Here is a 26,232-nt window from a genome sequence, read left to right on the forward strand (position 1 = left end):
AATGATAGATTTAATGCGCCGACCGCTTAGCCATTTCTTCATCGCGTAATACACGGCGTAAAATTTTACCTACATTTGTTTTTGGCAATTCATCACGAAATTCAATTTCTTTTGGTACTTTATAGCCGGTTAAATGCTGACGGCAATGTTGACGAAGCTCATCACGCGTTAGACTTTCATCTTTTTTTACGACAAAAATCTTAATTGTTTCACCTGAAACTTCGTTTGGCATACCGATTGCGACCGCTTCCGCTACTTTATAATTAAGCATAACTACATCTTCAATTTCATTCGGATAAACGTTAAAACCGGAAACCAAAATCATATCTTTTTTGCGATCTACAATGCGTAGGCTATAAGATTCATCCATAATGACAATATCGCCCGTCGCCATCCAACCGTCTTTCAAAACTTCACCGGTCGCCTCAGGACGTTGCCAATACCCTTGCATCACCTGCTCACCTTTTACCCATAATTCGCCCGGCTCACCGATTTGTGCTTCAGAACCATCATCTTTAATAATCTTAATATCCGTATTCGGTACAGGTACACCGATGGTGCCGTTATGCTTGACGACATTTATCGGGCAAGCTGCAATCAGAGGGGAGCATTCCGTCATACCATAACCTTCGATAATATTACAGCCGGTTAAATCATGCCAACGAGTCGCAACCGATTGTTGAATCGCCATTCCCCCGCCGACAGAAAGTTTTAATACGGAAAAATCCACTTCTTTGAAATTTTCATTATTCAATAAAGCATTAAACAACGTATTAACACCGGTAATTGCCTCAAATCGATATTTTTTCAACTCTTTCACAAAGCTATCAATATCACGCGGATTCGTAATTAAAATAGCAGTTACACCAAGTTCAAGGAAAAGTAAACAGTTCACCGTTAAAGCGAAAACGTGGTAAAGCGGCAAGGCTAAAACAGCGAAACGCATTCTTGAGTGATCACCAATAAAAGGTTCGGCAATCCATTTGGCTTGGAAAACATTAGTAATAATATTGCCATGAGAAAGCATTGCACCTTTGGCAACCCCGGTTGTCCCCCCCGTATATTGCAGAAATGCTAAGTCGTTACGCGAAACTTCAGGACGAACATATTGACGATATTTACCAATGCTTAACACTTCACGAAAAGTAACAGCGTGCGGTAATTTATACTTAGGTACTAATTTTTTAATGTATTTCACTATAAAATTAACCAAAGTACGTTTACCAAAAGACAGTTGATCGCCCATTCGGGTTAAAATAACGTGTTTAACATTCGTATTGAACACGATTTTTTCAAGCGTCGAAGCAAAATTAGAAACCACAACAATAGCTACCGCACCACTATCTTGCAATTGATGTTCAAGCTCACGCGGGGTGTAAAGCGGATTGACATTCACCGCGATCAGCCCGGCGCGTAAAATGCCAAAAAGTGCAATAGGATATTGCAATAAATTCGGCATCATTAATGCAACGCGATCACCACGTTTCAATTTAAATTCATTCTGCAAATAAGCCGCAAAAGCACGACTGCGTTCTTCTAATTTACGAAAAGTGAGGACTTGTCCCATATTGATATATGCCGGACGATCGGGGTGTTCACGCACCGCTTTGTCAAACATATCTAAAATTGATTCGTATTTTGACGTATCCAGAACTTTTTCCACACCTTCCGGATAATTTTGAAACCAAATTTTTTCCATTTGTTAGCCTTGTTATGTTGGAAAATCAGCAGCGGATTTTATCATTTAATTCAAATAATAGCGAATTTCAGGCTTATCATACCAACGATGACGCCATCGCCAAAATCCCCAATCGTCCCATTCATCTATCGGATAATAATAGCTTTTGGTTAGTCGCCAAAGACGATAGTTCTCAGTCTGAATAACAGGATAAATATACTCCGCTTGCTCAATTTTACCCCGTGCTTTTCCTGATAATTTACCACCCAATGTGATATAACGATCTTTAAGATTTTCAGGATCGATAAAGCCATCAAAATAAGCGATAAAACGCCCGTCAGACTGAGATTCTATTAAGGGCTGACCTGAATAATTAGAAATCGGTAAGCTTAATACTTCAATCTTTGTTTTATTCGGTAGAATTTCAGATTGAATAATTTTTCCACCTAAGCGCACCGTTTTACAATGGCAGTCTAAATCTTGAGAGGAAATATCCTTATAACTTGTAATAGAAAATCGTTCCTTCTCCAATCCTTTAGGCGGAGTAACGCAACCGATTAATAAGAATGAAAGTGCGGTCAAAAATAACATTATTTTTCCTTTCATTTTGATTCTCCTCTTTATATAAAAAACTATTCTCTCCCCGGAAGCTTCTTCCATGTCACTTCGTTACGTAAATAAGTCGGTTCAATTTCTAAAGCGGAAATAGTTTTATGTTGTAAATAATCTATTCTTGCCAGTTCTAACATATATAAAGCATTCGGCAATTCAATATCACTGCCGAGTAGCTGTTTTTCCATAAATTGGGAATAAGCATTCCAACCTGTGCCGACTCTAAAAATGCTTTTATCCGTCAATTGAGCAATCGCTCGCTCCGGCGTGCAGACCTGTTCAGCAATCACTTCCTGCCATTGAAAAAACTCACCGAAATCCGACCGCACTTTTTCCCGCATTAATAGAGAAAAATACACTTCATTCATTCTTGCATCAATCGCAGCAGCAACATTTTCTATATTATGTAATTCAAAAGCCGCTTGAGCCATAGCAGTTAAATTGGAAACAGGGATCACAGGTAAATCCGCCCCAAAAGCTAAACCTTGAGCAATTCCTGCCCCAACACGTACTCCGGTAAAACTCCCCGGGCCACGACCAAAAGCAAGCACATCCACCTGATTAAGCCGAATGCCGGAATTTACCAAAATTTCATCAATCATCGGCAAAATGCGTTTCGTATGGGTACGCTGTGCCAATTCATTTAGATGTGTTTTTTCACCATTATGTAATAAAGCAACGGAACAAGCTTCCGTTGAAGTATCTAAGGCGAGTAAAGTTAAATTTGTCATTTATTTTCTCAATCACTTGTTTTGTAAGAATTGTATCACTTTGTTGAGATCGCGAGTACGTTTGGAATTAGGCAAACTTTTTAAAAAAGTTTCGCCATAGCTTCTCATCACTAAACGATTATCACAAATAATCACAACACCACGATCGGTCACATCACGAATAAGCCGACCAACACCTTGTTTTAGCGCAATTACGGCTTCCGGAATTTGAATATCATTAAAAGGATCCCCTCCCTGTAAACGACAATCTTCAATACGTGCTTTCAGTAAAGGTTCATCCGGTGCGGTAAAGGGGAGTTTGTCAATAATGACGAGTGAAAGCGCATCGCCACGCACGTCTACGCCTTCCCAAAAACTTGAAGTCGCCACCAATACGCTGTGAGATTCTTGTGTAAACTGCTCTAATAATTTTCCTTTTGAAGTTTCACCTTGCAAAAGTACGGATAATTCACTGTTCTCCCGAAAATATTCGGCTAAACCACGCATCATTGAATAAGAAGTACAAAGTACGAAACATCGCCCTTGATTCGTTTCAATTACCGGCAAAAGCATTTTACCAAGAGATTTTAAAGTATGGCTCTGATTTGTATTTGGTAAATAACGTGGCACGCAAAGTAATGATTGCTCAGAATAATTAAAGGGACTCTGTAAAATTTTCTGTGTTGCATTTTTAATACCAAGGCGTTGGCAGAAATGGTTAAAACTACCTCCCACTTCTAGTGTTGCCGAAGTAAAAATCCAAGCTGCTTCTTTCGTTGATAATTGTTCCCCAAATTTATCCGCAACGGTCAATGGTGTAATGTGCAAACCGAATTGACGTCCATTCGCTTCAAACCAGTAACAGTAACCGACAATATTAGTATCTGCCAAGCGTTTTAATTGATTTTTAATTGATTCTACACGTTCAAAAATACTATCAAGCATTTGTGAACGACCGAGCGCCGATTTAATCACTTCAGAAAGAAAATCAATTTTTTCTTGCAACAATTCAAAGGCTTTTTTGACCGCACTTTGGGAATACAATTCTCGCCAATTTCCTCTCACATTATTTCCTTCTCCCAATAGAAGACGAAAATCTTGCACTACTTTTAATAAAGTATCAGAGATAGCGCCAAGTTGTTGTAAATCTTTTAATTCTGTACGGTAAACAATATTGATATCTTTACATAAATCAAAAAGTTGACGAGATGTAAGGGATTGACCAAAATACTGGCTGGCAATATCCGGTAGCTGATGTGCTTCATCAAAAATAATCACTTCAGCATTGGGAATCAATTCACCGAAACCGCTCTCTTTCACCGCCATATCTGCAAAGAATAAGTGGTGATTGACAACCACGAGATCGGCACTTAATGCCTTTTTACGGGCATTTGCCACATAGCATTCGCTATAATTAGGGCAATCTGTTCCTAAACAACTCTCTATCGTGCTGGTAAGTTGCGGAATAATGGGACTATCTTCGGCTAATTCAATACATTCGGTAAAATCACCGGTTTTCGTACTGTTATTCCATTTACGTATTTTACTTAAATCTGCCAAAACAGATTTATCGCCAAGCACACCTTGAGCAATAACTTGATCTAAACGTTCTAGGCAAAGATAATTTGCGCGCCCTTTTAATAAAGCGATTTTACCTGGGAAGTTAAGTGCTTTTTTAATTGCCGGCAAATCCCGATTAAATAATTGATCTTGAAGATTTTTAGAACCGGTAGAAATGATCGTTTTCTTACCGAATACCAATGCAGGTGCAAGATAAGCGAAAGTTTTTCCCGTGCCGGTTCCGGCTTCTACAACTAAAGTGGATTTCTGTGCAATCGTTTCACCCACAGCTAATGCCATTTCCAGCTGTTCTGCACGTGGTCGAAAACCGTTGATAGCCCGACTTAACGTTCCCTCATTGGAAAATATCACACTAATCTCATTTTGCATTTTGGTTTAATATTGAAACTAAAAATAGGTGAAAGTGTAACAAATTCTAGAGGACTATTGAATAAAATAACAGTAAAAATAAGGGGAAAATCAACCGCACTTTTATACGTTCGTTCGTGTTGATGTTTTAGAAGGGATTGATTAAAAATAAATAGGATAGATACATCAGAATTGGGCTTCACTCCCGGTCAGTAACTCAAAAAACCTGCAAAAGTAAGTAAGCCAAAATTTAGTCGTGAAATAACAAAACCCCTTGAACTCTACCAGTCCAAGGGGCTTGATATGTTTGAACCCGGCGGTGCCCTACTCTCACATGGGGAAACCCCACACTACCATCGGCATTACGGCTTTTCACTTCTGAGTTCGGTATGGGGTCAGGTGGAACCTCCGCACTATCGCCGCCGGGATAATCCTTCGATAACTGCTTCTTTCTCTTTAAACAATTGGTCACAAGCCGAAAAATCTTCTCCAAAATCTCTCTTATCTTTCTCATTCAGTCAGTTCGCTTCAAAAACACTTGAGCGTTGTATAGTTAAGCCTCTCGGGCAATTAGTATGGGTTAGCTCAATATCTCACAATACTTACACACCCCACCTATCTACGTCTTAGTCTTAAACAACCCTTACTCTCTTATAGAGTGGGAGAACTCATCTTAAGGCAAGTTTCGTGCTTAGATGCTTTCAGCACTTATCTCTTCCGCACTTAGCTACTCGGCAATGCATCTGGCGATACAACCGAAACACCAGTGGTGCGTCCACTCCGGTCCTCTCGTACTAGGAGCAGCCCCTCTCAATTCTCCTACGCCCACGGCAGATAGGGACCGAACTGTCTCACGACGTTCTAAACCCAGCTCGCGTACCACTTTAAATGGCGAACAGCCATACCCTTGGGACCTACTTCAGCCCCAGGATGTGATGAGCCGACATCGAGGTGCCAAACACCGCCGTCGATATGAACTCTTGGGCGGTATCAGCCTGTTATCCCCGGAGTACCTTTTATCCGTTGAGCGATGGCCCTTCCATGCAGAACCACCGGATCACTATGACCTACTTTCGTACCTGCTCGACTTGTCCGTCTCGCAGTTAAGCTTGCTTATACCATTGCACTAACCTGACGATGTCCGACCGTCATTAGCAAACCTTCGTGCTCCTCCGTTACTCTTTGGGAGGAGACCGCCCCAGTCAAACTACCCACCAGACACTGTCCGAGTACCCGTTACAGGCACTTCGTTAGAACATCAAACGTTAAAGGGTGGTATTTCAAGGATGGCTCCACGATAACTGGCGTTACCGCTTCAAAGCCTCCCACCTATCCTACACATCAAAATTCAAGGTTCAGTGTCAAGCTATAGTAAAGGTTCACGGGGTCTTTCCGTCTAGCCGCGGGTACACCGCATCTTCACGGCGATTTCAATTTCACTGAGTCTCGGGTGGAGACAGCCTGGCCATCATTATGCCATTCGTGCAGGTCGGAACTTACCCGACAAGGAATTTCGCTACCTTAGGACCGTTATAGTTACGGCCGCCGTTTACTGGGGCTTCGATCAGGTGCTTCTCAAACGATTACACCATCAATTAACCTTCCAGCACCGGGCAGGCATCACACCCTATACGTCCACTTTCGTGTTTGCAGAGTGCTGTGTTTTTAATAAACAGTTGCAGCCAGCTGGTATCTTCGACCGGTTCACCCTTCGTGAGTTAATCACTACAAGCTACGCCGGCGCACCTTCTCCCGAAGTTACGGTGCTATTTTGCCTAGTTCCTTCACCCGAGTTCTCTCAAGCGCCTGAGTATTCTCTACCTGACCACCTGTGTCGGTTTTCAGTACGGTTTAGTAAAGCCTGAAGCTTAGTGGCTTTTCCTGGAAGTGTGGTATCGGCAACTTCTTGTCCGTAGACAATCGTCATCACGCCTCAGTGTTATGGTGTTCCGGATTTGCCTAAAACACCCACCTATACGCTTAAACAGGCATATCCAACAGCCTGCTTGCCTAACCTGCTCCGTCCCCACATCGCAGCTTTACCAAGTACGGGAATATTAACCCGTTTCCCATCGACTACGCTTTTCAGCCTCGCCTTAGGGGCCGACTCACCCTGCCCCGATTAACGTTGGACAGGAAACCTTGGTCTTCCGGCGAACGGGTTTTTCACCCGTTTTATCGTTACTTATGTCAGCATTCGCACTTGTGATACGTCCAGCAAACCTCTCGATTCACCTTCATCCGCTTACACAACGCTCCCCTACCCAACAGAATTAATCCTGATGCCGCAGCTTCGGTGCTATATTTGAGCCCCGTTACATCTTCCGCGCAGGCCGACTCGACTAGTGAGCTATTACGCTTTCTTTAAATGATGGCTGCTTCTAAGCCAACATCCTAGCTGTCTAAGCCTTCCCACTTCGTTTCCCACTTAATATAAACTTTGGGACCTTAGCTGGCGGTCTGGGTTGTTTCCCTCTCCACGACGGACGTTAGCACCCGCCGTGTGTCTCCTGAGTATCACTCTTCGGTATTCGTAGTTTGCATCGGGTTGGTAAGCCGGGATGGCCCCCTAGCCGAAACAGTGCTCTACCCCCGAAGGTGTCCGCTCAAGGCTCTACCTAAATAGATTTCGGGGAGAACCAGCTATCTCCCGGTTTGATTGGCCTTTCACCCCCAGCCACAAGTCATCCGCTAATTTTTCAACATTAGTCGGTTCGGTCCTCCAGTTAGTGTTACCCAACCTTCAACCTGCCCATGGCTAGATCACCGGGTTTCGGGTCTATACCTTGCAACTAAAACGCCCAGTTAAGACTCGGTTTCCCTTCGGCTCCCCTATGCGGTTAACCTCGCTACAAAATATAAGTCGCTGACCCATTATACAAAAGGTACGCAGTCACCCTTTCAGGCTCCCACTGCTTGTACGTACAAGGTTTCAGGTTCTATTTCACTCCCCTCGCCGGGGTTCTTTTCGCCTTTCCTTCACAGTACTGGTTCACTATCGGTCAATCAGGAGTATTTAGCCTTGGAGGATGGTCCCCCCTTCTTCAGACAGGATATCACGTGTCCCGCCCTACTTGTTGTCAGCCTAGTACCACAATGCACCATTCGAATACGGGACTATCACCCTGTTTCGTTCAACTTCCCAGTCGATTCTTCTTAATACACTGCTATCACTGACGGCTACTCCGCTTTCGCTCGCCGCTACTCACGGAATCTCGGTTGATTTCTTTTCCTCGGGGTACTTAGATGTTTCAGTTCTCCCGGTTTGCCTTGCTTAACTATAGATTCATTAAGCAATAGTAGATTCTTCATCTACTGGGTTTCCCCATTCGGATATCTCGGGTTAAACGCTTCTTATCAACTCACCCAAGCTTTTCGCAGATTTGCACGTCCTTCTTCGCCTCTGATTGCCAAGGCATCCACCTTGTACGCTTAGTCACTTAACTATACAACCTCAAGTGCTTTCAATACCAAACACTTTAGCTGTTATTTAATCTAACTAAACACTCGATTGCTTTTGTTCAATCAAGATTTTTATTACTCAGACTTTCTTCTATCCGCTTTCGCAGACTTAAAAAAATCTCTCAGTTTTCAGCTTGTTTCCAATTTGTTAAAGAACAGTCAGATAATCTTTTTCAGTTATCATCGTTAAATAAACTTAAAGGAAAGATAATAAATATAAGACAGGATAAGATAAACTTAGGTAAAAACCTGTATCGCCTACTTATTTTTCTCTTTATCCTTATTATCCTTGCTCTCTTTTCTTTCGGATTTCCAGCAAAACAATTTACTTAACGATGATAAGTGGTGGAGATAAGCGGGATCGAACCGCTGACCTCCTGCGTGCAAGGCAGGCGCTCTCCCAGCTGAGCTATATCCCCTTTCATCATTTGCTCATAACGGTGTAGAGATACCACACCCGCTTATGAACCTTTTCCATTACACCTTTTCACTCACTCTCAGAGTGGTGGGTCTGAGTGGACTTGAACCACCGACCTCACCCTTATCAGGGGTGCGCTCTAACCACCTGAGCTACAGACCCAAGGGTAATGCGATTTTCTGTGCTCTCTTGTCTACAATCTATCAGCCAATCTGTGTGAACACTTGTTATCGCTCGTCTCTAACTAAGGAGGTGATCCAACCGCAGGTTCCCCTACGGTTACCTTGTTACGACTTCACCCCAGTCATGAATCATACCGTGGTAAACGCCCCCCTCGCGGTTAAGCTATCTACTTCTGGTACAACCCACTCCCATGGTGTGACGGGCGGTGTGTACAAGGCCCGGGAACGTATTCACCGCAACATTCTGATTTGCGATTACTAGCGATTCCGACTTCATGGAGTCGAGTTGCAGACTCCAATCCGGACTTAGACGTACTTTCTGAGATTCGCTCCGCATCGCTGCTTCGCTTCCCTCTGTATACGCCATTGTAGCACGTGTGTAGCCCTACTCGTAAGGGCCATGATGACTTGACGTCATCCCCACCTTCCTCCGGTTTATCACCGGCAGTCTCCTTTGAGTTCCCGTCCAAAACGCTGGCAACAAAGGATAAGGGTTGCGCTCGTTGCGGGACTTAACCCAACATTTCACAACACGAGCTGACGACAGCCATGCAGCACCTGTCTCTCAGTTCCCTAAGGCACTCCAATATCTCTATCGGATTCTGAGGATGTCAAGAGTAGGTAAGGTTCTTCGCGTTGCATCGAATTAAACCACATGCTCCACCGCTTGTGCGGGCCCCCGTCAATTCATTTGAGTTTTAACCTTGCGGCCGTACTCCCCAGGCGGTCGATTTATCACGTTAGCTACGGGCGCCAGAGTTAAACCCCAACCCCCAAATCGACAGCGTTTACAGCGTGGACTACCAGGGTATCTAATCCTGTTTGCTCCCCACGCTTTCGCACATGAGCGTCAGTACATCCCCAAGGGGCTGCCTTCGCCTTCGGTATTCCTCCACATCTCTACGCATTTCACCGCTACACGTGGAATTCTACCCCTCCCTAAAGTACTCTAGCTACCCAGTATGAAATGCAATTCCCAGGTTAAGCCCGGGGATTTCACACCTCACTTAAATAGCCGCCTGCGTGCCCTTTACGCCCAGTTATTCCGATTAACGCTCGCACCCCCCGTATTACCGCGGCTGCTGGCACGGAGTTAGCCGGTGCTTCTTCTGTGAATAACGTCAATTAATAAGGGTATTAACCTCATTACCTTCCTCATCACCGAAAGAACTTTACAACCCGAAGGCCTTCTTCATTCACGCGGCATGGCTGCGTCAGGGTTCCCCCCATTGCGCAATATTCCCCACTGCTGCCTCCCGTAGGAGTCCGGGCCGTGTCTCAGTCCCGGTGTGGCTGGCCATCCTCTCAGACCAGCTAGAGATCGACGGCTTGGTAGGCCTTTACCCCACCAACTACCTAATCCCACTTGGGCTCATCCCATGGCAAGAGCTTTACGCCCCCTTTTATCTCCCGATATTATGCGGTATTAGCTACCGTTTCCAGTAGTTATCCCCCTCCATAGGCCAGATTCCCAAGCATTACTCACCCGTCCGCCACTCTCTCGAAAAAAAGCAAGCTCTCTTCCGATACCGTTCGACTTGCATGTGTTAAGCCTGCCGCCAGCGTTCAATCTGAGCCATGATCAAACTCTTCAATTCAAAAGTTCAATCGCTCAATAAATACTGACTAAAAATTATTTACCTTTAAAAGTAAAGTAAAAATGAATCTCAAGTTAAGCACTTATTAAGACTTCAAAATTAAAATTTATTTTAAACAAGTCAATCAACAAGTGCCCACACAGATTGTCTGATACATTGTTAAAGAGCAATCCGCCAACCTTAAGCCGAACACTCAACTCAAAATAAGGCGAAAATAAAACGACGCACTGCAATTTTAAACATTTCACAACAGTGCGTCGTTGTGTGGTGCGCATTATAGGGATTTTACAATCCTTTGCAACTCTTTTTTGTAAAAAAATTTAATTTTTTTGTTATTTGTTTAAATATTAGGCAGGTCGATTTGTTTTTAGACAAAAATCAGGATAAATTTAAGTTGTCAGGCTATCAAAAATTAAGGAAATGATATGAATTTTAAAAAAATGATTGGTTTCGGTGTCGCAGGAAATTTTGCCGGACATTTAGAACAAGCGGGCGAAGCGAGCGATTTTATCGCTATAAAAACAGTAAATACCATTCAGCCTAAAGCGATTTTTCCATTCTATGTTCCTAGCGAAAACGCCGGCTTTCTTTCTGTTTATCCACTTAGCCATCAATATATCCGTTTTCCTGAAGGGGCTGATAACTTGCAGATTGAACCGGAAATTGCGCTTGTTTGTGATCTACAGTATAAGGAAGGAAAAGTTTCAACCCTCATTCCTCGTTACTTCTCTGCTTATAATGATTGCTCCATTCGCCGTCCTAATGCTAAAAAGATTTGTGAAAAGAAAAACTGGGGGAGAGAATCTAAAGGTATTTCAACCAATTTCTTGCCAATAACCTCCTTTAGTAAAGGGAGTGATATAGATCGTTACCACATTGCAAGTTTTCACAAGCGTGATGGAAAAATGAACACTTACGGTGTAGATAGCCCTGCTGCAGAGTACAGTTATTTTCATCAGGAATTACTGGATTGGATTATAGATCGTATGAATAATCAACCGGATGAAGGCCCGATGAATCATATTGCATCATTACTTGAAACAGCAAATTATCCAACCCAAGCAATCATCAGCATTGGTGCAACACGCTACACGCCATTCGGTGAAACACACTTTTTACAACCGGGCGATACCGCTATTGTTGTCGTGTATGACGGCACGAAATATCAAGCGAAACAAATTGAAGAAATGGCACGTACCGAGCGATTTCCGCAAGATATTTCAACATTAATTCAACAAGTTATTTAATTCAAGTGCGGTCAAAAAATGCAATGTTTTTTGACCGCACTATTTTTTCCGAAGTGAAACTTCTCCGCCATTGAAGGTTTTCAATACATTTTCAGAAAAGAGTAGCAAATAACCATTCGAATCAATACCCTGTTCAATCCCTGAAATCACGCCTTGCTCCGTAATAACATTTACCTCGTTGTTAAAGAAGGCATTACGCGCCTGCCACGCTTGTTGAAATTTGTCATCAATGCCCTCTTTCTCAAAACGTTCCAATCGTGCATAAAGATGCCGTATCAATTTTGGAAATAAGATTTGGCGATCAACATTAGGATCAACTTTGCACAATTCCGCGTAAGGTTGGTTAATTTCAGTTTGCGCCGGTAATGACACATTAATTCCTACACCAACCACCAAATTTAACAATCCGTTTTTATGATTAGAAATTTCGATCAAAATGCCACTCAGCTTTTTTCCGTCCAACAAAACATCATTCGGCCATTTTACTTGCGCACCAAGCGTTTCAGCAATTGCCAATCCTACAGCAAGGCTTAACCCTTCAATGGATTTTTGAGATTCTAAAGCCCAATAAAAGCTAAAAATCATTTGTCCGGCAAAGGGGGAAAGCCATTGACGTCCGCGCCGTCCCCGTCCCAATGTTTGATATTCTGCAAGACAAAGATCGCCTTTTTTTAACCGAGGAATATTTTGCAAAACCCATTCATTTGTCGAAGAAATAATGGGTTGATAATGCACTTGATACGGAAAAAGTGCGGTTGAAATTTGCATTGAATCCAATAAAGCTAATTGCGGCACTAAACGATAACACCCCGCACATTCTTCTATTTGTATTCCTTGAACGCGAAATTGTACCAAGTCATTTTCAATATTTTGTGAAAATATTGCCAATTCCGACCGCACTTTCGGCTGACAATCAGCCAAATAATTTAGTAGTGGTAAATTCATCTTTTTCTCCTGACGAAAACGTTTGCAAATATAGCATAAAATCGAAAATTTTCGTTTTCAAAACGAAGTTAAATCTGTATAATCCCGCCGCAATATTTTTTATCATAACTTTAACAGCGAGAATATTGCGATGCTTAGAATCAAACAAGAAGCCCTTACTTTTGACGACGTATTGCTCGTCCCTGCACATTCTACTGTGCTTCCGAATACAGCAGATCTTTCAACTCAACTTACTAAAGAAATTCGTTTAAATATTCCAATGCTTTCCGCTGCGATGGATACCGTAACGGAAGCCAAGTTAGCCATTTCTCTTGCGCAAGAAGGCGGAATCGGTTTTATTCACAAAAATATGACCATTGAACGCCAAGCGGATCGCGTTCGAAAAGTGAAAAAATTTGAAAGCGGTATTGTTTCTGAACCGGTTACCGTTTCACCGGATTTAACCCTTGCAGAACTGGCTGAATTAGTCAAGAAAAACGGCTTTGCCGGCTACCCTGTTGTCGATACCGAAAACAACTTAATAGGTATCATCACCGGTCGCGATACCCGCTTCGTAAGAGATTTAAACAAAACCGTTTCTCAAGTAATGACGAAAAAAGATCGCTTAGTTACCGTGAAAGAAAGCGCAAATCGTGAAACTATTTTAGGGCTAATGCATGAACACCGTGTAGAAAAAGTCCTTATGGTAGATGATAGCTTCAAGTTAAAAGGAATGATCACCGTTAAAGACTTCCAAAAAGCGGAACAAAAACCCAATGCTTGTAAAGATGAATTCGGTCGTTTACGTGTTGGTGCGGCTGTTGGAGCCGGCCCGGGTAACGAAGAGCGTATCGATGCACTGGTTAAAGCTGGTGTGGACGTTCTTCTAATCGACTCTTCTCACGGTCATTCCGAGGGGGTGTTACAACGCGTGCGTGAAACCCGTGCTAAATATCCTAACTTACCGATCGTGGCCGGCAATGTTGCAACGGCTGAAGGCGCGATAGCCCTTGCTGACGCAGGCGCAAGTGCGGTGAAAGTCGGTATCGGTCCCGGTTCAATTTGCACAACCCGTATCGTAACCGGTGTGGGTGTACCGCAAATCACTGCTATTGCAGATGCCGCAGAAGCATTAAAAGATCGTGGTATTCCTGTGATTGCTGATGGAGGAATCCGTTTCTCCGGAGATATAGCCAAAGCCATTGTCGCAGGCGCAAGCTGTGTGATGGTAGGTTCAATGTTCGCTGGAACAGAAGAAGCACCGGGCGAAATCGAACTCTATCAAGGGCGAGCATTCAAATCTTATCGTGGAATGGGTTCACTTGGCGCGATGGCCAAAGGCTCATCAGATCGCTATTTCCAATCCGATAACGCCGCCGATAAACTCGTACCGGAAGGCATTGAAGGACGTATTCCATATAAAGGCTATCTTAAAGAGATCATTCACCAACAAATGGGCGGATTGCGTTCTTGTATGGGCTTAACTGGCTGCCCAACCATTGAAGATTTACGCACCAAAGCAGAATTTGTGCGAATTTCGGGGGCAGGCATTAAAGAAAGCCACGTTCACGACGTAACCATCACCAAAGAAGCCCCGAATTATAGAATGGGTTAACAGTGGGAGTTTTCCAGTTTCTTAAAGTGCGGTTGAGTTTTACTATGTTGTTGAAGAAACCCAACTACTTTATTCAGGATAAATAATCTATGAAAAAATTAGCATTCCTCATAGTCTGCCTTTTCCTATCAGCTTGTGCTAATGACTGGTCTTCAAGTGGTGTACCTGATATATACGAAGGTCAATCACAAGAAAGTGTGCTAAAAGTATTGCAAAAAAATAACTGGATTATTAAAAAACAGCATACTGATGAAAACGGTGATCTATATTTAATTGCTCAGGGTAAACCAACAGAACAATTTGCAGAACTTTTTGGAGCAAACTGCCGTCAGGGTTCATTTGTGATTTTAAAAAAAGAAGGATTACAAGTTCTTGAAACATCAGCCTGCCAAGAAGTAAAAAAATAGTTTAAATTAATAGAGAATTTTATGAACAATATCCATAACCACAAAATCCTTATCCTCGACTTCGGTTCCCAATATACCCAACTTATCGCACGCCGAGTGCGTGAAATCGGGGTCTATTGCGAACTTTGGGCGTGGGACGTTACGGAAGAACAAATCCGTGAATTTAATCCAATAGGGATTATCCTTTCAGGTGGACCTGAAAGCACCACCGAAGAAAATAGCCCACGTGCGCCGGAATATGTCTTTAATGCGGGCGTGCCGGTGCTGGGTATCTGCTATGGTATGCAAACAATGGCAATGCAATTAGGTGGTTTAACAGAAACTTCGGATCACCGAGAATTCGGTTACGCTTCCGTTTCTTTAGAAAATTCGACCGCACTTTTTGCCAATCTTAACGATAATTTGACCGCTTGTGAGCCTAAATTAGACGTTTGGATGAGCCACGGCGATAAAGTAACCCGTTTGCCAGAAGGTTTTGCCATTACAGGCGTTACGCCAACTTGCCCGATTGCGGCAATGTCGGACGAAAGTCGCCATTTTTACGGCGTACAGTTCCACCCTGAAGTTACTCACACCAAGAGCGGTCTAGAATTGCTGAGAAATTTCGTGGTCGGCATTTGTGGCTGCGAAACCAAATGGACGGCAGAAAATATTATCGAAGATGCCGTGGCTCGCATCAAAGCACAGGTAGGCGATGATGAAGTGATTTTAGGCTTATCGGGCGGCGTAGATTCCTCCGTTGTCGCCCTCTTATTACACCGAGCGCTTGGCAAAAATTTACATTGTGTTTTTGTTGACAATGGTTTACTTCGCTTAAATGAAGGCGATCAGGTAATGGAAATGTTTGGCAATAAATTTGGCTTGAATATTACTCGAGTCAATGCGGAAGATCGTTTCCTATCCGAATTAGCAGGCGTGGACGAACCCGAAGCCAAACGCAAAATTATCGGCAAAGTATTTGTCGATGTATTCGATGACGAATCGAAAAAACATCCGAATGTTAAATGGTTGGCTCAGGGTACAATCTATCCTGATGTGATTGAATCTGCCGCCAGCAAAACCGGCAAAGCGCATGTAATAAAATCACACCATAATGTAGGCGGTCTCCCTGATTATATGAAACTCGGTTTAGTCGAGCCATTACGTGAATTATTCAAAGATGAGGTGCGTAAAATTGGTTTAGCCCTAGGATTACCAGCAGAAATGATCAATCGCCACCCATTCCCCGGTCCGGGCTTAGGCGTGAGAGTCTTAGGTGAGGTGAAAAAGGAATATTGTGATTTACTTCGCCGTGCCGATGCGATTTTTATGGAAGAACTTCACAATGCCGATTGGTATTACAAAGTCAGCCAAGCCTTCACTGTATTCCTACCCGTGAAATCCGTAGGGGTGATGGGAGATGGTCGTAAATATGACTGGGTAGTCTCACTTCGTGCAGTCGAAACCATTGATTTTATGACCGCTCACTGGGCTCACCTGCCTTATGATTTACTCGGCAAGATCTCCAACCGTATCATCAATGAAATCAATGGTATTTCTCGTGTGGTATATGATGTCTCAGGTAAGCCGCCAGCAACGATTGAGTGGGAATAAAAAACCCGCTTTTCAATGATGTTCAATTCATTTCAAAAATAGCCAAAAGCCCTGTGATGACAGGGCTTTTCTATTTCACTTCATATCAGTTCAATTTCGTCAGTTATTTTGACTGATATTATAAGATGTGATATTGAAAAAAGAGCGGTCAATAAAAAACATTATTTTTATCGACCGCTCTTTTTAACTAAACATTCACCGGTTTTACTATCTCGCTTGGGTAACAACCCAGAATTTTGAGATAGTTACTATAATTTTTGAGTTCATTTAGGGCATCTTGCGTATCCGGATGATGAATATTTGCCTCGATTTCAAGATAAAACATTTCCTCCCAAGGTTTTCCGTAAATCGGGCGAGATTCAAGTTTCGTCATATTGATTTGGTGTTTTTTGAATACGAGTAATGCATCAACCAAAGAACCGACTTGTTGTGATGTTGTCATCAACAAGAGGGTTTTCGTATGAATTTGCGGTGAAACTTCTCTCGGCTCTTTTGCTATAACGATAAAACGGGTGATATTATTTTCCTGATTAGCAATATCCGTTTTCAATACGCTTAAACCATATAGCTTTCCGCCATCTTCATTGCCTAATGCTGCGATATTTGGTTTATTCAAGCTTGAAACCAGTTGCATAGCATGGGAGCTACTTTCACAGTATTCAATATGAACTCGCTCTAACCCTTGAATAAATCGACTACATTGTTGAATTACCTGTGGATGACTATATAGGGTATCAATTTGGCTTAAATCCGTTTGTTCATTCACTAATACACAATGTTTAATCGGGTAGGCTAGCTCCCCCACCAGTGATAGCTCAGTGTGCTGTAGCAGATCATAAACCTCATTAATTGCACCTGAAGTCGTGTTTTCCAGCGGTAGAACACCAAAATCGGCTTCACCGTTCTGAACTTTGTCAAAGACCTGTTCAAAAGATTGACAACCCAGTTCTACAAATTGTTTTTGATAACGAGCCGCATAATTACGAGCCGCCAAATTAGAGTAGGAACCACGCTTACCCAAAAAGGCGATATGTAAATTACGACTGCGCGCTTCATTCAATTTATTTTGTAAATATACCTGTTGAGTCAGCACGGAATCTTCAATAATCTTTTGGAAAATTGACGTAATATATTGCGGTTCAAGCTGATAGTTTTCATTTTCAGAAAATTGTATTAACTCTTGCAGAAGTTGCTGTTCACGCACAGTATCACGCAAGGCTTTCCGGCTGACTTCTTTACTCCTTACAACATCAAAAGCCAAACGATGGCGCTCAGAAAGCAATTTCAATAAACTACGATCAATTTGTGTAATTTGTCGGCGAATTTCTGATAGTTCCAAAGCCATACCTATCCTTATTTGAAGATTACCGCATCTTTAGGATCATATTTAGAAGCATCAAGCGGTGCTTTTTGTGAATTTTTCCAAATGTATTTTGCTAATACTTCGGCATCAATAAAGCCGGTATTTAAGAATGTTGGATTTTTGGTCACCATAGGATAACCGTCTCCCCCCGCCGCATTATAGCTTGGTAAAGAAATACGATAAGTTTTATTTAAATCCAATGGCTTGCCTTGAATCTTAACATTTTCTATCTTCTTCGCTTGTTGATTTACAACCATTGAGATACCGGAATATTGGGCATAAGCACCTGAATCTACTTCCTTTAATGCCACGACATTTAAGTAATCCAGTAATTCTTTCCCGGTCAAATCCACATAACTCACAATATTACCAAATGGATGAACCTTTAAAATATCACGGTAAGTAACTTTCCCCGGCTGAATTGAATCACGGATACCGCCTGAATTCATAATTCCTACATCAGCGCCTGCACGCTCGCGTTGTGCTTCAGCAATCAAATGACCAAGATTCGTTTGTTTAAAACGAATAACCGTACGATCTCCTTCAAGTTTGCCTTTTAATTCACCCAATTCACGACCGAGTAGCTCATTCCCTTTATTTTGATAAACTTTTAAGAGTTTTTCAATTTCAGGATCTTGAGGAATCTCTTCACCATAAAGCACATACTCCGTTTTACCATCTTCTTTAGTGACTTTTTTCTTTAAGTTAACCGGAATAAGTTCATATTTAACGAGTGTTAATTCACTATTTTTAAATTCAAAATCTGCACGCCCTATATATTTACCCCATTCATAGGCTTGCATAATCCAAGTGCCATTTTGAAAATCCGGTTTACAAGATTGAGTAGGTTTGTAATCTTTTATCCAAACGCCTTTTTCGTCTACACAAACCGCATCATGACTATGACCGCCAATGATCATATCAAATGCGCCTTTGTCTAAATTACGGGCAAGAGAAACATCTCCCGGTGCATTAGAACCATGTTGAGCATCATAATAATAGCCCATATGGGTTAAAGCGATTTTTATATCAGGTTTCTCGTTTTCATTTAATAATTTTAGGGTTTCTTTTGCCGATTCTGTTGGATCTTTAAAGATGACATTATTGGTATATTCGGGATTACCTAGTTTTGCCGTATCTTCGGTAGTTAAACCTACAACCGCTATTTTCAAACCTTGCTTATCAAAAATAGTATAAGGTTTAACAAGCGGTTGATTCGTTTTCTTGTTAATCACATTAGCGGATAAAAATGGGAATTTCGCCCAAGATTCCTGCATCGCAAGCATTTGCAGAGGATTGTCAAATTCGTGATTCCCTAATACTGTTGCCTCATAACCCATTGCATTCATTGCTTGAATGTCCGGTTCGGCATTTTGCATATCAGATTCAGGTACACCGGTATTAAAATCTCCTGCATTTAATAAAAGTACCGCTCCGCCATTTTTTTCAACTTCCGTTTTTACTCTATTGATGATTGTTTTTTGTGCAGGGAAACCATATTCACCTTTATTATTCGGCCAAAAATGTCCGTGCGTATCATTGGTGTGAAGAACTGTAAAATAATAGGTTTTATCTTTCTCATACGCCATTGCTACAGAAGTCGCAAGAACTAAAGGTAAAATAGTAAATAATTTTTTCATAAAAAACTCATTCCAAATAAACCGCTCTTTTTAAGCGCTATTAACAAAATAAAAAAGCTATACTTCTTTTGGAAATATAGCTTTTTAACTGAAAGCAACTAAATCAGCACCTGAACAGGTGAAACATACCCTTGAGGTACTTGTTTCTTATCTTCAAAGGTAACAAATTCCCAAGCATTTTGATTTGCAAGTACCGCCCGAAGTAATTTATTATTTAAGCCGTGACCTGACTTATATGCTTTGAAATCACCGATAATGTTATAACCCGCCATATAAAGATCACCTATCGCATCCAACATTTTATGGCGAACCAACTCATCTTTAAAACGCAGCCCTTCTTCATTTAGAATACGATAATCATCCAATACGATAGCATTATCCAAGCTACCACCTAACGCCAATCCTTGAGATTGAAGATATTCAATATCCTTCATAAAACCAAAAGTTCTGGCACGACTAATTTGATGAACGAATGCTTGCGCAGAAAAATCCATCACATAATTACGCACATTTTTTCCAATTGCGGGATGTTCAAAGTCAATTGTGAAATCTAAACGAAAGCCGTTATAAGGTTTGAATTCCGCCCATTTGTCGCCATCTTCTACACGAACATTTTGCTTAATACGAATAAATTTCTTCGCTGCATTTTGTTCCTCAATACCGGCATCTAACAATAAATAGATGAATGGGCTGGCACTACCGTCCATAATCGGAATTTCAGGCGCATCAACTTCAACAATAATATTATCAATACCAAGACCTGCTAATGCGGCGTTTAAGTGTTCAACAGTTGAAACACGCACACCTTGCTCATTAACAAGTGCGGTACAAAGCATCGTATCACGAACAGATTCTGCATTAGCCGGGAAAGTAACCGGAGGATTCAAATCCGTACGACAATAAATCACACCGGTATTCGGCATAGCAGGGCGTAATGTTAAAGTTACTTTTTTACCGCTATGTAAACCAACACCCGTTACTTTAATACTTTGTTTTAATGTTCTTTGTTTAATCATAATTTTTGCCTTATTACAAAGTAACAAAATTAATTGTTATTTATCGTCTTTATTCATTGCGTTTGGATCGAATCTTTGAAAAGAAGATAAGCGATCCGTAATCGGTTTTTCCAATTCGCTACGATAAGCCTCTTTAGGTTGTTGTTCTTGAGGATACGAAGAACGAATCGGCTCACGTTTAAATTCTTGCGTTCTTAATGAAATCGTCTGTCCATTTTCATTCGTTGGTAAATGGGTCGGATGTAATTCTTCAACCTTCTTTTGCACTTGAATAGATTCATTTGCAGCTATCTCACCTAAACCTGTTGCAACAATTGTTACACGGATTTCATCGCTCATTTCAGGTACCAATGTCGTACCGACAACAATAGTTGCGTCCTCAGAAGCAAAACTGTGAATTGTTTCACCTACAACATTAAATTCCTCAAACCCAATATCAAAACCACCGGTAATATTAATCAAAATGCCTTTTGCATTACTCAGATCAACTTTTTCTAATAAATCATTACGAACCGCAATTCTGGCAGCCTCTTCCGCTCTACCCTCACCGGCTGCACCAATCGCAGAACCGAAACCAATCATAGCTTGCCCCATCTCAGACATTACGGTTCTTACATCAGCAAAGTCCACATTAATCATTCCCGGAGAGGTGATCATATCGGAAATCCCCATTACGGAGTTACGTAGCACATCGTTCGCAGCAGCAAAGGCATCAATTAATGTTGCATTTTTAGGGAGAACTTTTTGAATTTGCTGATTAGGAATAATGATCATCGAATCAACATATTGTGATAAATCCTTGATGCCTAACTCAGCGAACTGCATACGTTTTTTACCTTCGAAAGCGAACGGTTTTGTTACAACTGCAACAGTTAAAATACCCAATTCTTTTGCGACTTTAGCCACAACCGGAGCCGCGCCGGTACCCGTACCGCCACCCATGCCGGCAGCAATAAAGACCATATCTGCGCCTTCAAGCATTTTACGGATTTCTTCTTGATCATCTTCAGCCGCTTTACGACCTACGTTAGGATTCGCGCCAGCCCCAAGACCTTTTGTTGTTGCCCCACCAATTTGCACGGTTTGTTGAACTTGGCTTTTACGTAACGCTTGCGCATCCGTGTTCACCGCATAGAAAATGATCTTTCCATGCTCCTCGCTGCTAAGCGTATTCTCACTTAGAAAAGTACCGCCAAGATCTTGCTTAATCATATTGGCAACCATATGGTTAACGGCATTACCGCCACCACCGCCAACGCCGACGACCTTAATCAGCGCGCCTGACTGCTCTTCAAAATCACCGTAATCTGGGTATAACATTTGCTGTTCTCCGTTCTGCTAATACTCTGCTAGCACGTTAATAAAGATAAATTGCTCGTATTGTAGATGAAAATCCAAAATAATCAAAATTCCGACCGCACTTTATTCGCAATTTTTTTAATTCCCGACCAAATTGTGCCGAAAATACTTCCATCAGAATAATTATCACCGCCGATAAGTTCATCATCACTATTACTATGGCTGTACTGTAATAACCCGACCACCGTCGAATATTGCGGACGATTCACGTAATCTGTCAAACCGGTGATATTTAATGGGCTACCTACTCTCACTTGGCAACCGAATACATCCATTGCGCACTCTTTTAAATCTTCAATTTGCGCACCACCTCCGGTAATCACCACACCGGCAATTAATTCGAATTTAATATGCTTACTTTCTAAATCTGCCTTTAACTGATCTAATTCGTCTTTTACAACGCCAAGAAGTTCCGTATAACGGGCTGAAGTGATTAAAGATAAATCACTCTTTGTCAAAGAACGGGGTGCTCGCCCGCCAATGCCGGCAACTTCAATTTTTTTATCACCTTGTAAACGAGCCGGATAGACTGCACTGGCATAATTCACTTTAACCCGTTCGGCTTCTGCACGGGAAATAGTGCAAGCATGGGCGATATCGTTAGTCACAATATTTCCGGCGTAAGGAATAACTTTACTAAAACGCAATGCACCGTTGGTGAATACCATCACATTCATCGTGCCTGCGCCAAAATCAATCAAGCATACACCAAGATCTTTTTCATCTTCGGTTAATACGGAATGCGTTGCCGCAAAACCGGAAAACACCACTTTATCGACCTGTAAACCACAACGCTCAACTGCTTTTTTCAGGTTATTTTGCCAATCTTGATGACAAGCGATTAAATGCACGTGTGCATTTAAACGTACGCCCTGTAAACCGAGGGGATTTTTAATATTTAATTGGCGATCTACGGCATATTCTTGCGGTATCACATGCAATAAAGAAACGCCTTCCGGTAATTTAATCGTACTTGCGTTATGTAAGGCAGAATCAATTTCGTCTTGTGTCACTTCCGTCTCACCAATGGGTACAAATCCGCTTTCATTTAAACTTTGAATGTGTTCACCGGTAATCGCCAAAGTAACACTCATAATTTGACAATCCGCCATAGACTCGGCTGATTCAATGGCTCGCTGAATCGAATTGACAACCGCATCCAAATCCGTAATGCTTCCGCGATCAATACCTTTTGAAGGGCAACTCCCCACTCCAAGCACATTTACCACACCGTCAGGCAATACCTCACCAACAACGGCAACAACTTTTGATGTTCCGACTTCAAGCCCGACAATTGCTTTTGTTTCAACCAATTTTGCCATTTCTTTATTACGCCCCAAATTTATTTATCTGCCATTCCGACTGCCGCACCCGCCGCATATCGTAAATCTACATAATCAATTCGTTTACCTTCCGGCACTTCAATTTGCGGATAGATTATTGCAAAACGTTCGAGTTTAGACTTCCATTCTCCACGGCCCAGTTTCAGTACTATATCATTATCAAGTATAACTTGCCACGCACCGCGTTCATCAATTGTAATGCCTTTTACGCTTAAATTTTTCGCTTTAAAATCAGCATAAATTCGATTCCAAGCCTCAAGCACTTTTAAGCTTTGATAATCCGGCCCACCTAAATAAGGTAATACCTTATTTTTCAGACGCTCCATCGGTAATTGAAAAACCGTTCCGTCTTTGGTTACAAATTCCGTTTTATTCCAAATCGCCACCGGCATATATTCTGTCAACCAAATACTTAAACGGTTCGGCCAAACCTTACGAACCACTGCACCTTTAACCCAAGGTAAGGTTTCGAGCTGTTCTTGAATCGCCTTGACATCTTGTCCCCAAAATCCTTTCAGTGTTCCCATTTTTAACAGCACATCTTGTACATCGGTATAATCGGTAAATTCTGTTTTACCGACTAAGGCATAGGCACTTATAGGCTTCGTATCTAAACTTTCTAACCAATTTTGCCAATTTGAATAAACAAAATACCCTAATCCAACGCACAATAGCGCAACCGATAAGCGAAGAAAGAACTTAAACTTTGATTCACCATATCGAAGATTTTGCGTACCTTTGCGTTTCAGCACATTCATTACGCACTTAACTCCAGAATTTTAACCACGAGTTGTTCAAAAGAAATGCCGACTGTTGCCGCTGATTTAGGAAATAAACTGTGACCGGTCATTCCCGGATTGGTATTCACTTCAACTAAACGGAAATCACCTTTCGCATCACACATGACATCAATACGACTCCAGCCACGACACCCCACCGCATCATAAGCTCGTTTAACCAATAAGGCTAATTCTTGCTCACGTTCCAAAGTCAATCCGGCAGGGCAAAAATATTGCGTATTATCAGAAATATATTTTGCCTCATAGTCGTAAAATTCGCCTTCCGGTACGATACGGATTGCAGGTAACACTTGATTATCCAACACAGGTACGGTTAATTCATCGCCGGCAAGCCATTCTTCAATCAAAATCGTACGATCAAATTTAAGGGCAAATTCGACCGCACTTTTTAACTCTTCCACGGTCTTCACTTTCGTTAATCCCACGCTAGAACCTTCCAAAGAGGGTTTAACCATTAATGGTAAGCCTAATTTATCAACCACGGCTTGTGGATCTAACTCTGCAAATGTTTCACGCGTAACGACTTCCATCTCTGCAACAGGCAAGCCAAAAGCTTTCCATAGCATTTTAGTTCGCATTTTATCCATAGTTAACGCTGAAGCCATTACGCCGCAACCGGTATAAGGTAAGCCGATTTGTTCCAGTAATCCTTGCATTGTACCGTCTTCGCCACCACGCCCATGCAAGATATTGAATACCCGATCAAAGCCGTCTTTTTTCAAATTCGCCACATCATATACTTTCGGATCAATCGGGTGAGCGTTATATCCTTGATTGACCAATGCTTCTAATACGGCTTTACCGGAATTTAAAGAAACTTCACGTTCCGCCGAAGTTCCGCCTAATAACACAGCAATTTTTTCTTGTTTCAAATTCATTTTTATTTCTGTCTCTGATTTTTTACTATTTAATTTTTCCAAGATTCCGCTAAACCGCGAGAAATTTTGCTTACGCTACCCGCACCCTGTGCAAGAATTAAATCGCCGTCTTGGACAATTTGGTCAAGCACTTCGCCTAATTGTGCCGTATCCGATACTAAAATAGGATCAACTTTACCAAGATTACGAATCGAACGACATAAGGCTTTACTATCCGCCCCTACTATTGGCATTTCACCTGCGGCATAAACATCCAGCATAACAAGCGCATCCACTTGAGAAAGCACTTGAACAAAATCATCAAATAAATCTCTTGTACGTGAATAGCGATGGGGTTGGAAAATCATCACAATACGTTTATCCCTCCAGCCTTCACGTGCGGCTTTAATTGTCACACCCACTTCTGTCGGATGATGACCATAATCATCCACTAAACGCACTTTTCCGTTCGGACGAATAAATTCCCCGAGTTGATCAAAACGGCGACCGGCACCTTGGAAATCCGCAAGGGCTTCTAGAATAGCCTCATTGGCGATGCCCTCTTCTTTTGCCACCGCAAGTGCTGCCGTTGCGTTAAGCGCATTATGTCTACCCGGCACATTGAGCAACACATTGATTCGCTCACCATTCGGGCAAATCACCGTGTAATGACCTTGAAAACCGGTTTGTTCATAATCTTCAATACGATAATCCGCATTTTCACTGAAACCGTAAGTAATAACTTGACGTCCAACTTGAGGTATGAGTTCCATCAATACCGGATCATCTGCACACATTACAGCCAGTCCATAAAACGGCAAATTATGCAAAAACTTTACATAAGTCGCCTTCATTTTTTCAAAATCACCTTCATAGGTATCCATATGATCCGGTTCCATATTGGTTACCACAGAAACCATCGGTTGTAAATGAAGGAAAGACGCATCGCTTTCATCCGCTTCCGCAATAAGATAACGACTTGCCCCCAAATGCGCATTCTTACCGGCTGATTTGACCAACCCGCCATTAACAAAAGTAGGATCTAACTTCGCTTGGGTATAGATCATAGAAATCATTGCCGTTGTAGTCGTTTTGCCATGAGTTCCCGCCACAGCGATGCCATGACGAAAACGCATAATTTCAGCCAGCATTTGTGCACGTTGAATAACCGGAATGCGTTTTTGTTTTGCTGCGATTAATTCTTGATTATCCTTATGAATCGCACTGGAGACTACAACCACGCTAGCGCCTTCAATATTCTCCGCTGTGTGACCGATAAAAATCTTCGCTCCGGCTTGCGCAAGACGCTGTGTTACCACGCCATCGGCAATATCCGAACCTGAAATTTTATAACCTTCGTTTAAAAGAATTTCTGCGATGCCGCTCATACCGGCCCCACCGATACCGATAAAATGAATTTGTTGTACGCGGCGCATTTCAGGGATAATTTTTCTAATTTCTTCGTGAGAATGTTTCATT

17 protein-coding genes, 2 tRNA genes and 3 rRNA genes are annotated in these 26,232 nt (G+C 42.0%); 4 read left to right on the plus strand and 18 right to left on the minus strand.

Annotated elements, in window-relative coordinates:
* Positions 1–10: 10 nt before the first annotated feature.
* From fadD to HEMROJRC1_RS01720, 9 genes are all read right to left on the minus strand, one after another.
* A complete protein-coding gene (gene fadD / locus HEMROJRC1_RS01680; RefSeq protein WP_226691340.1) occupies positions 11–1,699 on the minus strand; it encodes a long-chain-fatty-acid--CoA ligase FadD in 1,689 nt (562 codons plus the stop codon).
* A gap of 45 nt (positions 1,700–1,744) precedes the next feature.
* Positions 1,745–2,284 (minus strand): Slp family lipoprotein, encoded by a 540-nt coding sequence (locus HEMROJRC1_RS01685; protein ID WP_226691341.1) that lies wholly within the window; start codon positions 2,282–2,284, stop codon positions 1,745–1,747.
* A 26-nt stretch (positions 2,285–2,310) separates the two neighbouring features.
* Complete coding sequence (gene tsaB / locus HEMROJRC1_RS01690) at positions 2,311–3,021, minus strand: tRNA (adenosine(37)-N6)-threonylcarbamoyltransferase complex dimerization subunit type 1 TsaB (RefSeq protein WP_226691342.1); 711 nt, start codon at positions 3,019–3,021, stop codon at positions 2,311–2,313.
* Between the two features lie 12 nt (positions 3,022–3,033).
* Positions 3,034–4,950, minus strand: a complete 1,917-nt coding sequence (locus tag HEMROJRC1_RS01695) for an ATP-dependent DNA helicase (RefSeq protein WP_226691343.1) — start codon at positions 4,948–4,950, stop codon at positions 3,034–3,036.
* Positions 4,951–5,240: 290 nt separating this feature from the next.
* Positions 5,241–5,356, minus strand: a 5S ribosomal RNA gene (rrf, locus tag HEMROJRC1_RS01700).
* A gap of 122 nt (positions 5,357–5,478) precedes the next feature.
* Positions 5,479–8,375, minus strand: a 23S ribosomal RNA gene (locus tag HEMROJRC1_RS01705).
* Between the two features lie 359 nt (positions 8,376–8,734).
* Positions 8,735–8,810: transfer RNA gene (locus HEMROJRC1_RS01710), tRNA-Ala, on the minus strand.
* 84 nt (positions 8,811–8,894) lie between these two features.
* Positions 8,895–8,971 (minus strand) — tRNA-Ile (locus HEMROJRC1_RS01715).
* 83 nt (positions 8,972–9,054) lie between these two features.
* Positions 9,055–10,589 (minus strand): 16S ribosomal RNA (locus HEMROJRC1_RS01720).
* Together the 16S, 23S and 5S rRNA genes with 2 tRNA genes alongside form the textbook arrangement of a ribosomal RNA operon.
* A 425-nt stretch (positions 10,590–11,014) precedes the next feature.
* Between HEMROJRC1_RS01720 and HEMROJRC1_RS01725 the strand changes: the two genes are divergently transcribed.
* Positions 11,015–11,836 carry a DUF5718 family protein gene (locus tag HEMROJRC1_RS01725; RefSeq protein WP_226691344.1) on the plus strand — a complete coding sequence of 274 codons (822 nt, stop codon included), beginning with the start codon at positions 11,015–11,017 and terminating at the stop codon, positions 11,834–11,836.
* Positions 11,837–11,875: 39 nt separating this feature from the next.
* Here the strand turns inward: HEMROJRC1_RS01725 and birA are convergent, their stop codons facing one another.
* Positions 11,876–12,781: a bifunctional biotin--[acetyl-CoA-carboxylase] ligase/biotin operon repressor BirA gene (birA, locus tag HEMROJRC1_RS01730; RefSeq protein WP_226691345.1), complete on the minus strand. Its 906-nt coding sequence runs from the start codon at positions 12,779–12,781 to the stop codon at positions 11,876–11,878.
* Between the two features lie 130 nt (positions 12,782–12,911).
* Between birA and guaB the strand changes: the two genes are divergently transcribed.
* The 3 genes from guaB (at position 12,912) to guaA (ending at position 16,375) form a co-directional block, all read left to right on the plus strand.
* Positions 12,912–14,375 (plus strand): IMP dehydrogenase, encoded by a 1,464-nt coding sequence (gene guaB / locus HEMROJRC1_RS01735; protein WP_226691346.1) that lies wholly within the window; start codon positions 12,912–12,914, stop codon positions 14,373–14,375.
* Between the two features lie 89 nt (positions 14,376–14,464).
* Entirely contained in the window at positions 14,465–14,782 is a 318-nt protein-coding gene (locus HEMROJRC1_RS01740; RefSeq protein WP_226691347.1) for a hypothetical protein, read from the plus strand.
* A gap of 21 nt (positions 14,783–14,803) precedes the next feature.
* The gene (gene guaA / locus HEMROJRC1_RS01745) at positions 14,804–16,375 is read left to right on the plus strand and encodes a glutamine-hydrolyzing GMP synthase (RefSeq protein ID WP_226691348.1); all 1,572 of its coding nucleotides are present in this window, start codon (positions 14,804–14,806) and stop codon (positions 16,373–16,375) included.
* A gap of 187 nt (positions 16,376–16,562) precedes the next feature.
* On the opposite strand, the gene HEMROJRC1_RS01750 is transcribed toward guaA, so the two are convergent.
* From HEMROJRC1_RS01750 to murC, 8 genes are all read right to left on the minus strand, one after another.
* Complete coding sequence (locus HEMROJRC1_RS01750) at positions 16,563–17,720, minus strand: chorismate mutase (protein ID WP_226691349.1); 1,158 nt, start codon at positions 17,718–17,720, stop codon at positions 16,563–16,565.
* A gap of 8 nt (positions 17,721–17,728) precedes the next feature.
* Positions 17,729–19,378 (minus strand): bifunctional UDP-sugar hydrolase/5'-nucleotidase UshA, encoded by a 1,650-nt coding sequence (gene ushA / locus HEMROJRC1_RS01755; protein ID WP_226691350.1) that lies wholly within the window; start codon positions 19,376–19,378, stop codon positions 17,729–17,731.
* Positions 19,379–19,476: 98 nt separating this feature from the next.
* A complete protein-coding gene (gene lpxC, locus HEMROJRC1_RS01760; RefSeq protein WP_194811750.1) occupies positions 19,477–20,394 on the minus strand; it encodes a UDP-3-O-acyl-N-acetylglucosamine deacetylase in 918 nt (305 codons plus the stop codon).
* A gap of 36 nt (positions 20,395–20,430) precedes the next feature.
* Positions 20,431–21,714, minus strand: coding sequence for a cell division protein FtsZ (ftsZ, locus tag HEMROJRC1_RS01765; RefSeq protein WP_226691351.1), 1,284 nt, complete (start codon positions 21,712–21,714; stop codon positions 20,431–20,433).
* An 83-nt stretch (positions 21,715–21,797) separates the two neighbouring features.
* Positions 21,798–23,075, minus strand: a complete 1,278-nt coding sequence (gene ftsA / locus HEMROJRC1_RS01770; RefSeq protein WP_226691352.1) for a cell division protein FtsA — start codon at positions 23,073–23,075, stop codon at positions 21,798–21,800.
* Between the two features lie 20 nt (positions 23,076–23,095).
* A complete protein-coding gene (locus tag HEMROJRC1_RS01775) occupies positions 23,096–23,854 on the minus strand; it encodes a cell division protein FtsQ/DivIB (RefSeq protein ID WP_226691353.1) in 759 nt (252 codons plus the stop codon).
* A complete protein-coding gene (locus tag HEMROJRC1_RS01780; RefSeq protein WP_226691354.1) occupies positions 23,854–24,774 on the minus strand; it encodes a D-alanine--D-alanine ligase in 921 nt (306 codons plus the stop codon). Before HEMROJRC1_RS01780 ends, HEMROJRC1_RS01775 begins: the two co-directional genes overlap by 1 nt.
* Positions 24,775–24,803: 29 nt before the next feature.
* Positions 24,804–26,231, minus strand: a complete 1,428-nt coding sequence (gene murC / locus HEMROJRC1_RS01785; RefSeq protein WP_226691355.1) for a UDP-N-acetylmuramate--L-alanine ligase — start codon at positions 26,229–26,231, stop codon at positions 24,804–24,806.
* Position 26,232 lies beyond the last annotated feature (1 nt).

Origin of the sequence: Rodentibacter sp. JRC1, assembly GCF_020521555.1 — a bacterium.
Taxonomy (GTDB): domain Bacteria; phylum Pseudomonadota; class Gammaproteobacteria; order Enterobacterales; family Pasteurellaceae; genus Rodentibacter; species Rodentibacter abscessus.

Bases quoted from the DNA above. Each gene is read 5' to 3' on its own strand.
- HEMROJRC1_RS01750 (WP_226691349.1), bottom strand. From the start codon at position 17,720: ATGGCTTTGGAACTATCAGAAATTCGCCGACAAATTACACAAATTGAT.
- birA (WP_226691345.1), bottom strand. From the start codon at position 12,781: ATGAATTTACCACTACTAAATTATTTGGCTGATTGTCAGCCGAAAGTG.
- tsaB (WP_226691342.1), bottom strand. From the start codon at position 3,021: ATGACAAATTTAACTTTACTCGCCTTAGATACTTCAACGGAAGCTTGT.
- murC (WP_226691355.1), bottom strand. From the start codon at position 26,231: ATGAAACATTCTCACGAAGAAATTAGAAAAATTATCCCTGAAATGCGC.
- ushA (WP_226691350.1), bottom strand. From the start codon at position 19,378: ATGAAAAAATTATTTACTATTTTACCTTTAGTTCTTGCGACTTCTGTA.
- fadD (WP_226691340.1), bottom strand. From the start codon at position 1,699: ATGGAAAAAATTTGGTTTCAAAATTATCCGGAAGGTGTGGAAAAAGTT.
- ftsZ (WP_226691351.1), bottom strand. From the start codon at position 21,714: ATGTTATACCCAGATTACGGTGATTTTGAAGAGCAGTCAGGCGCGCTG.
- HEMROJRC1_RS01780 (WP_226691354.1), bottom strand. From the start codon at position 24,774: ATGAATTTGAAACAAGAAAAAATTGCTGTGTTATTAGGCGGAACTTCG.
- ftsA (WP_226691352.1), bottom strand. From the start codon at position 23,075: ATGGCAAAATTGGTTGAAACAAAAGCAATTGTCGGGCTTGAAGTCGGA.
- lpxC (WP_194811750.1), bottom strand. From the start codon at position 20,394: ATGATTAAACAAAGAACATTAAAACAAAGTATTAAAGTAACGGGTGTT.
- HEMROJRC1_RS01695 (WP_226691343.1), bottom strand. From the start codon at position 4,950: ATGCAAAATGAGATTAGTGTGATATTTTCCAATGAGGGAACGTTAAGT.
- HEMROJRC1_RS01740 (WP_226691347.1), top strand. From the start codon at position 14,465: ATGAAAAAATTAGCATTCCTCATAGTCTGCCTTTTCCTATCAGCTTGT.
- guaB (WP_226691346.1), top strand. From the start codon at position 12,912: ATGCTTAGAATCAAACAAGAAGCCCTTACTTTTGACGACGTATTGCTC.
- HEMROJRC1_RS01725 (WP_226691344.1), top strand. From the start codon at position 11,015: ATGAATTTTAAAAAAATGATTGGTTTCGGTGTCGCAGGAAATTTTGCC.
- HEMROJRC1_RS01685 (WP_226691341.1), bottom strand. From the start codon at position 2,284: ATGAAAGGAAAAATAATGTTATTTTTGACCGCACTTTCATTCTTATTA.
- HEMROJRC1_RS01775 (WP_226691353.1), bottom strand. From the start codon at position 23,854: ATGAATGTGCTGAAACGCAAAGGTACGCAAAATCTTCGATATGGTGAA.
- guaA (WP_226691348.1), top strand. From the start codon at position 14,804: ATGAACAATATCCATAACCACAAAATCCTTATCCTCGACTTCGGTTCC.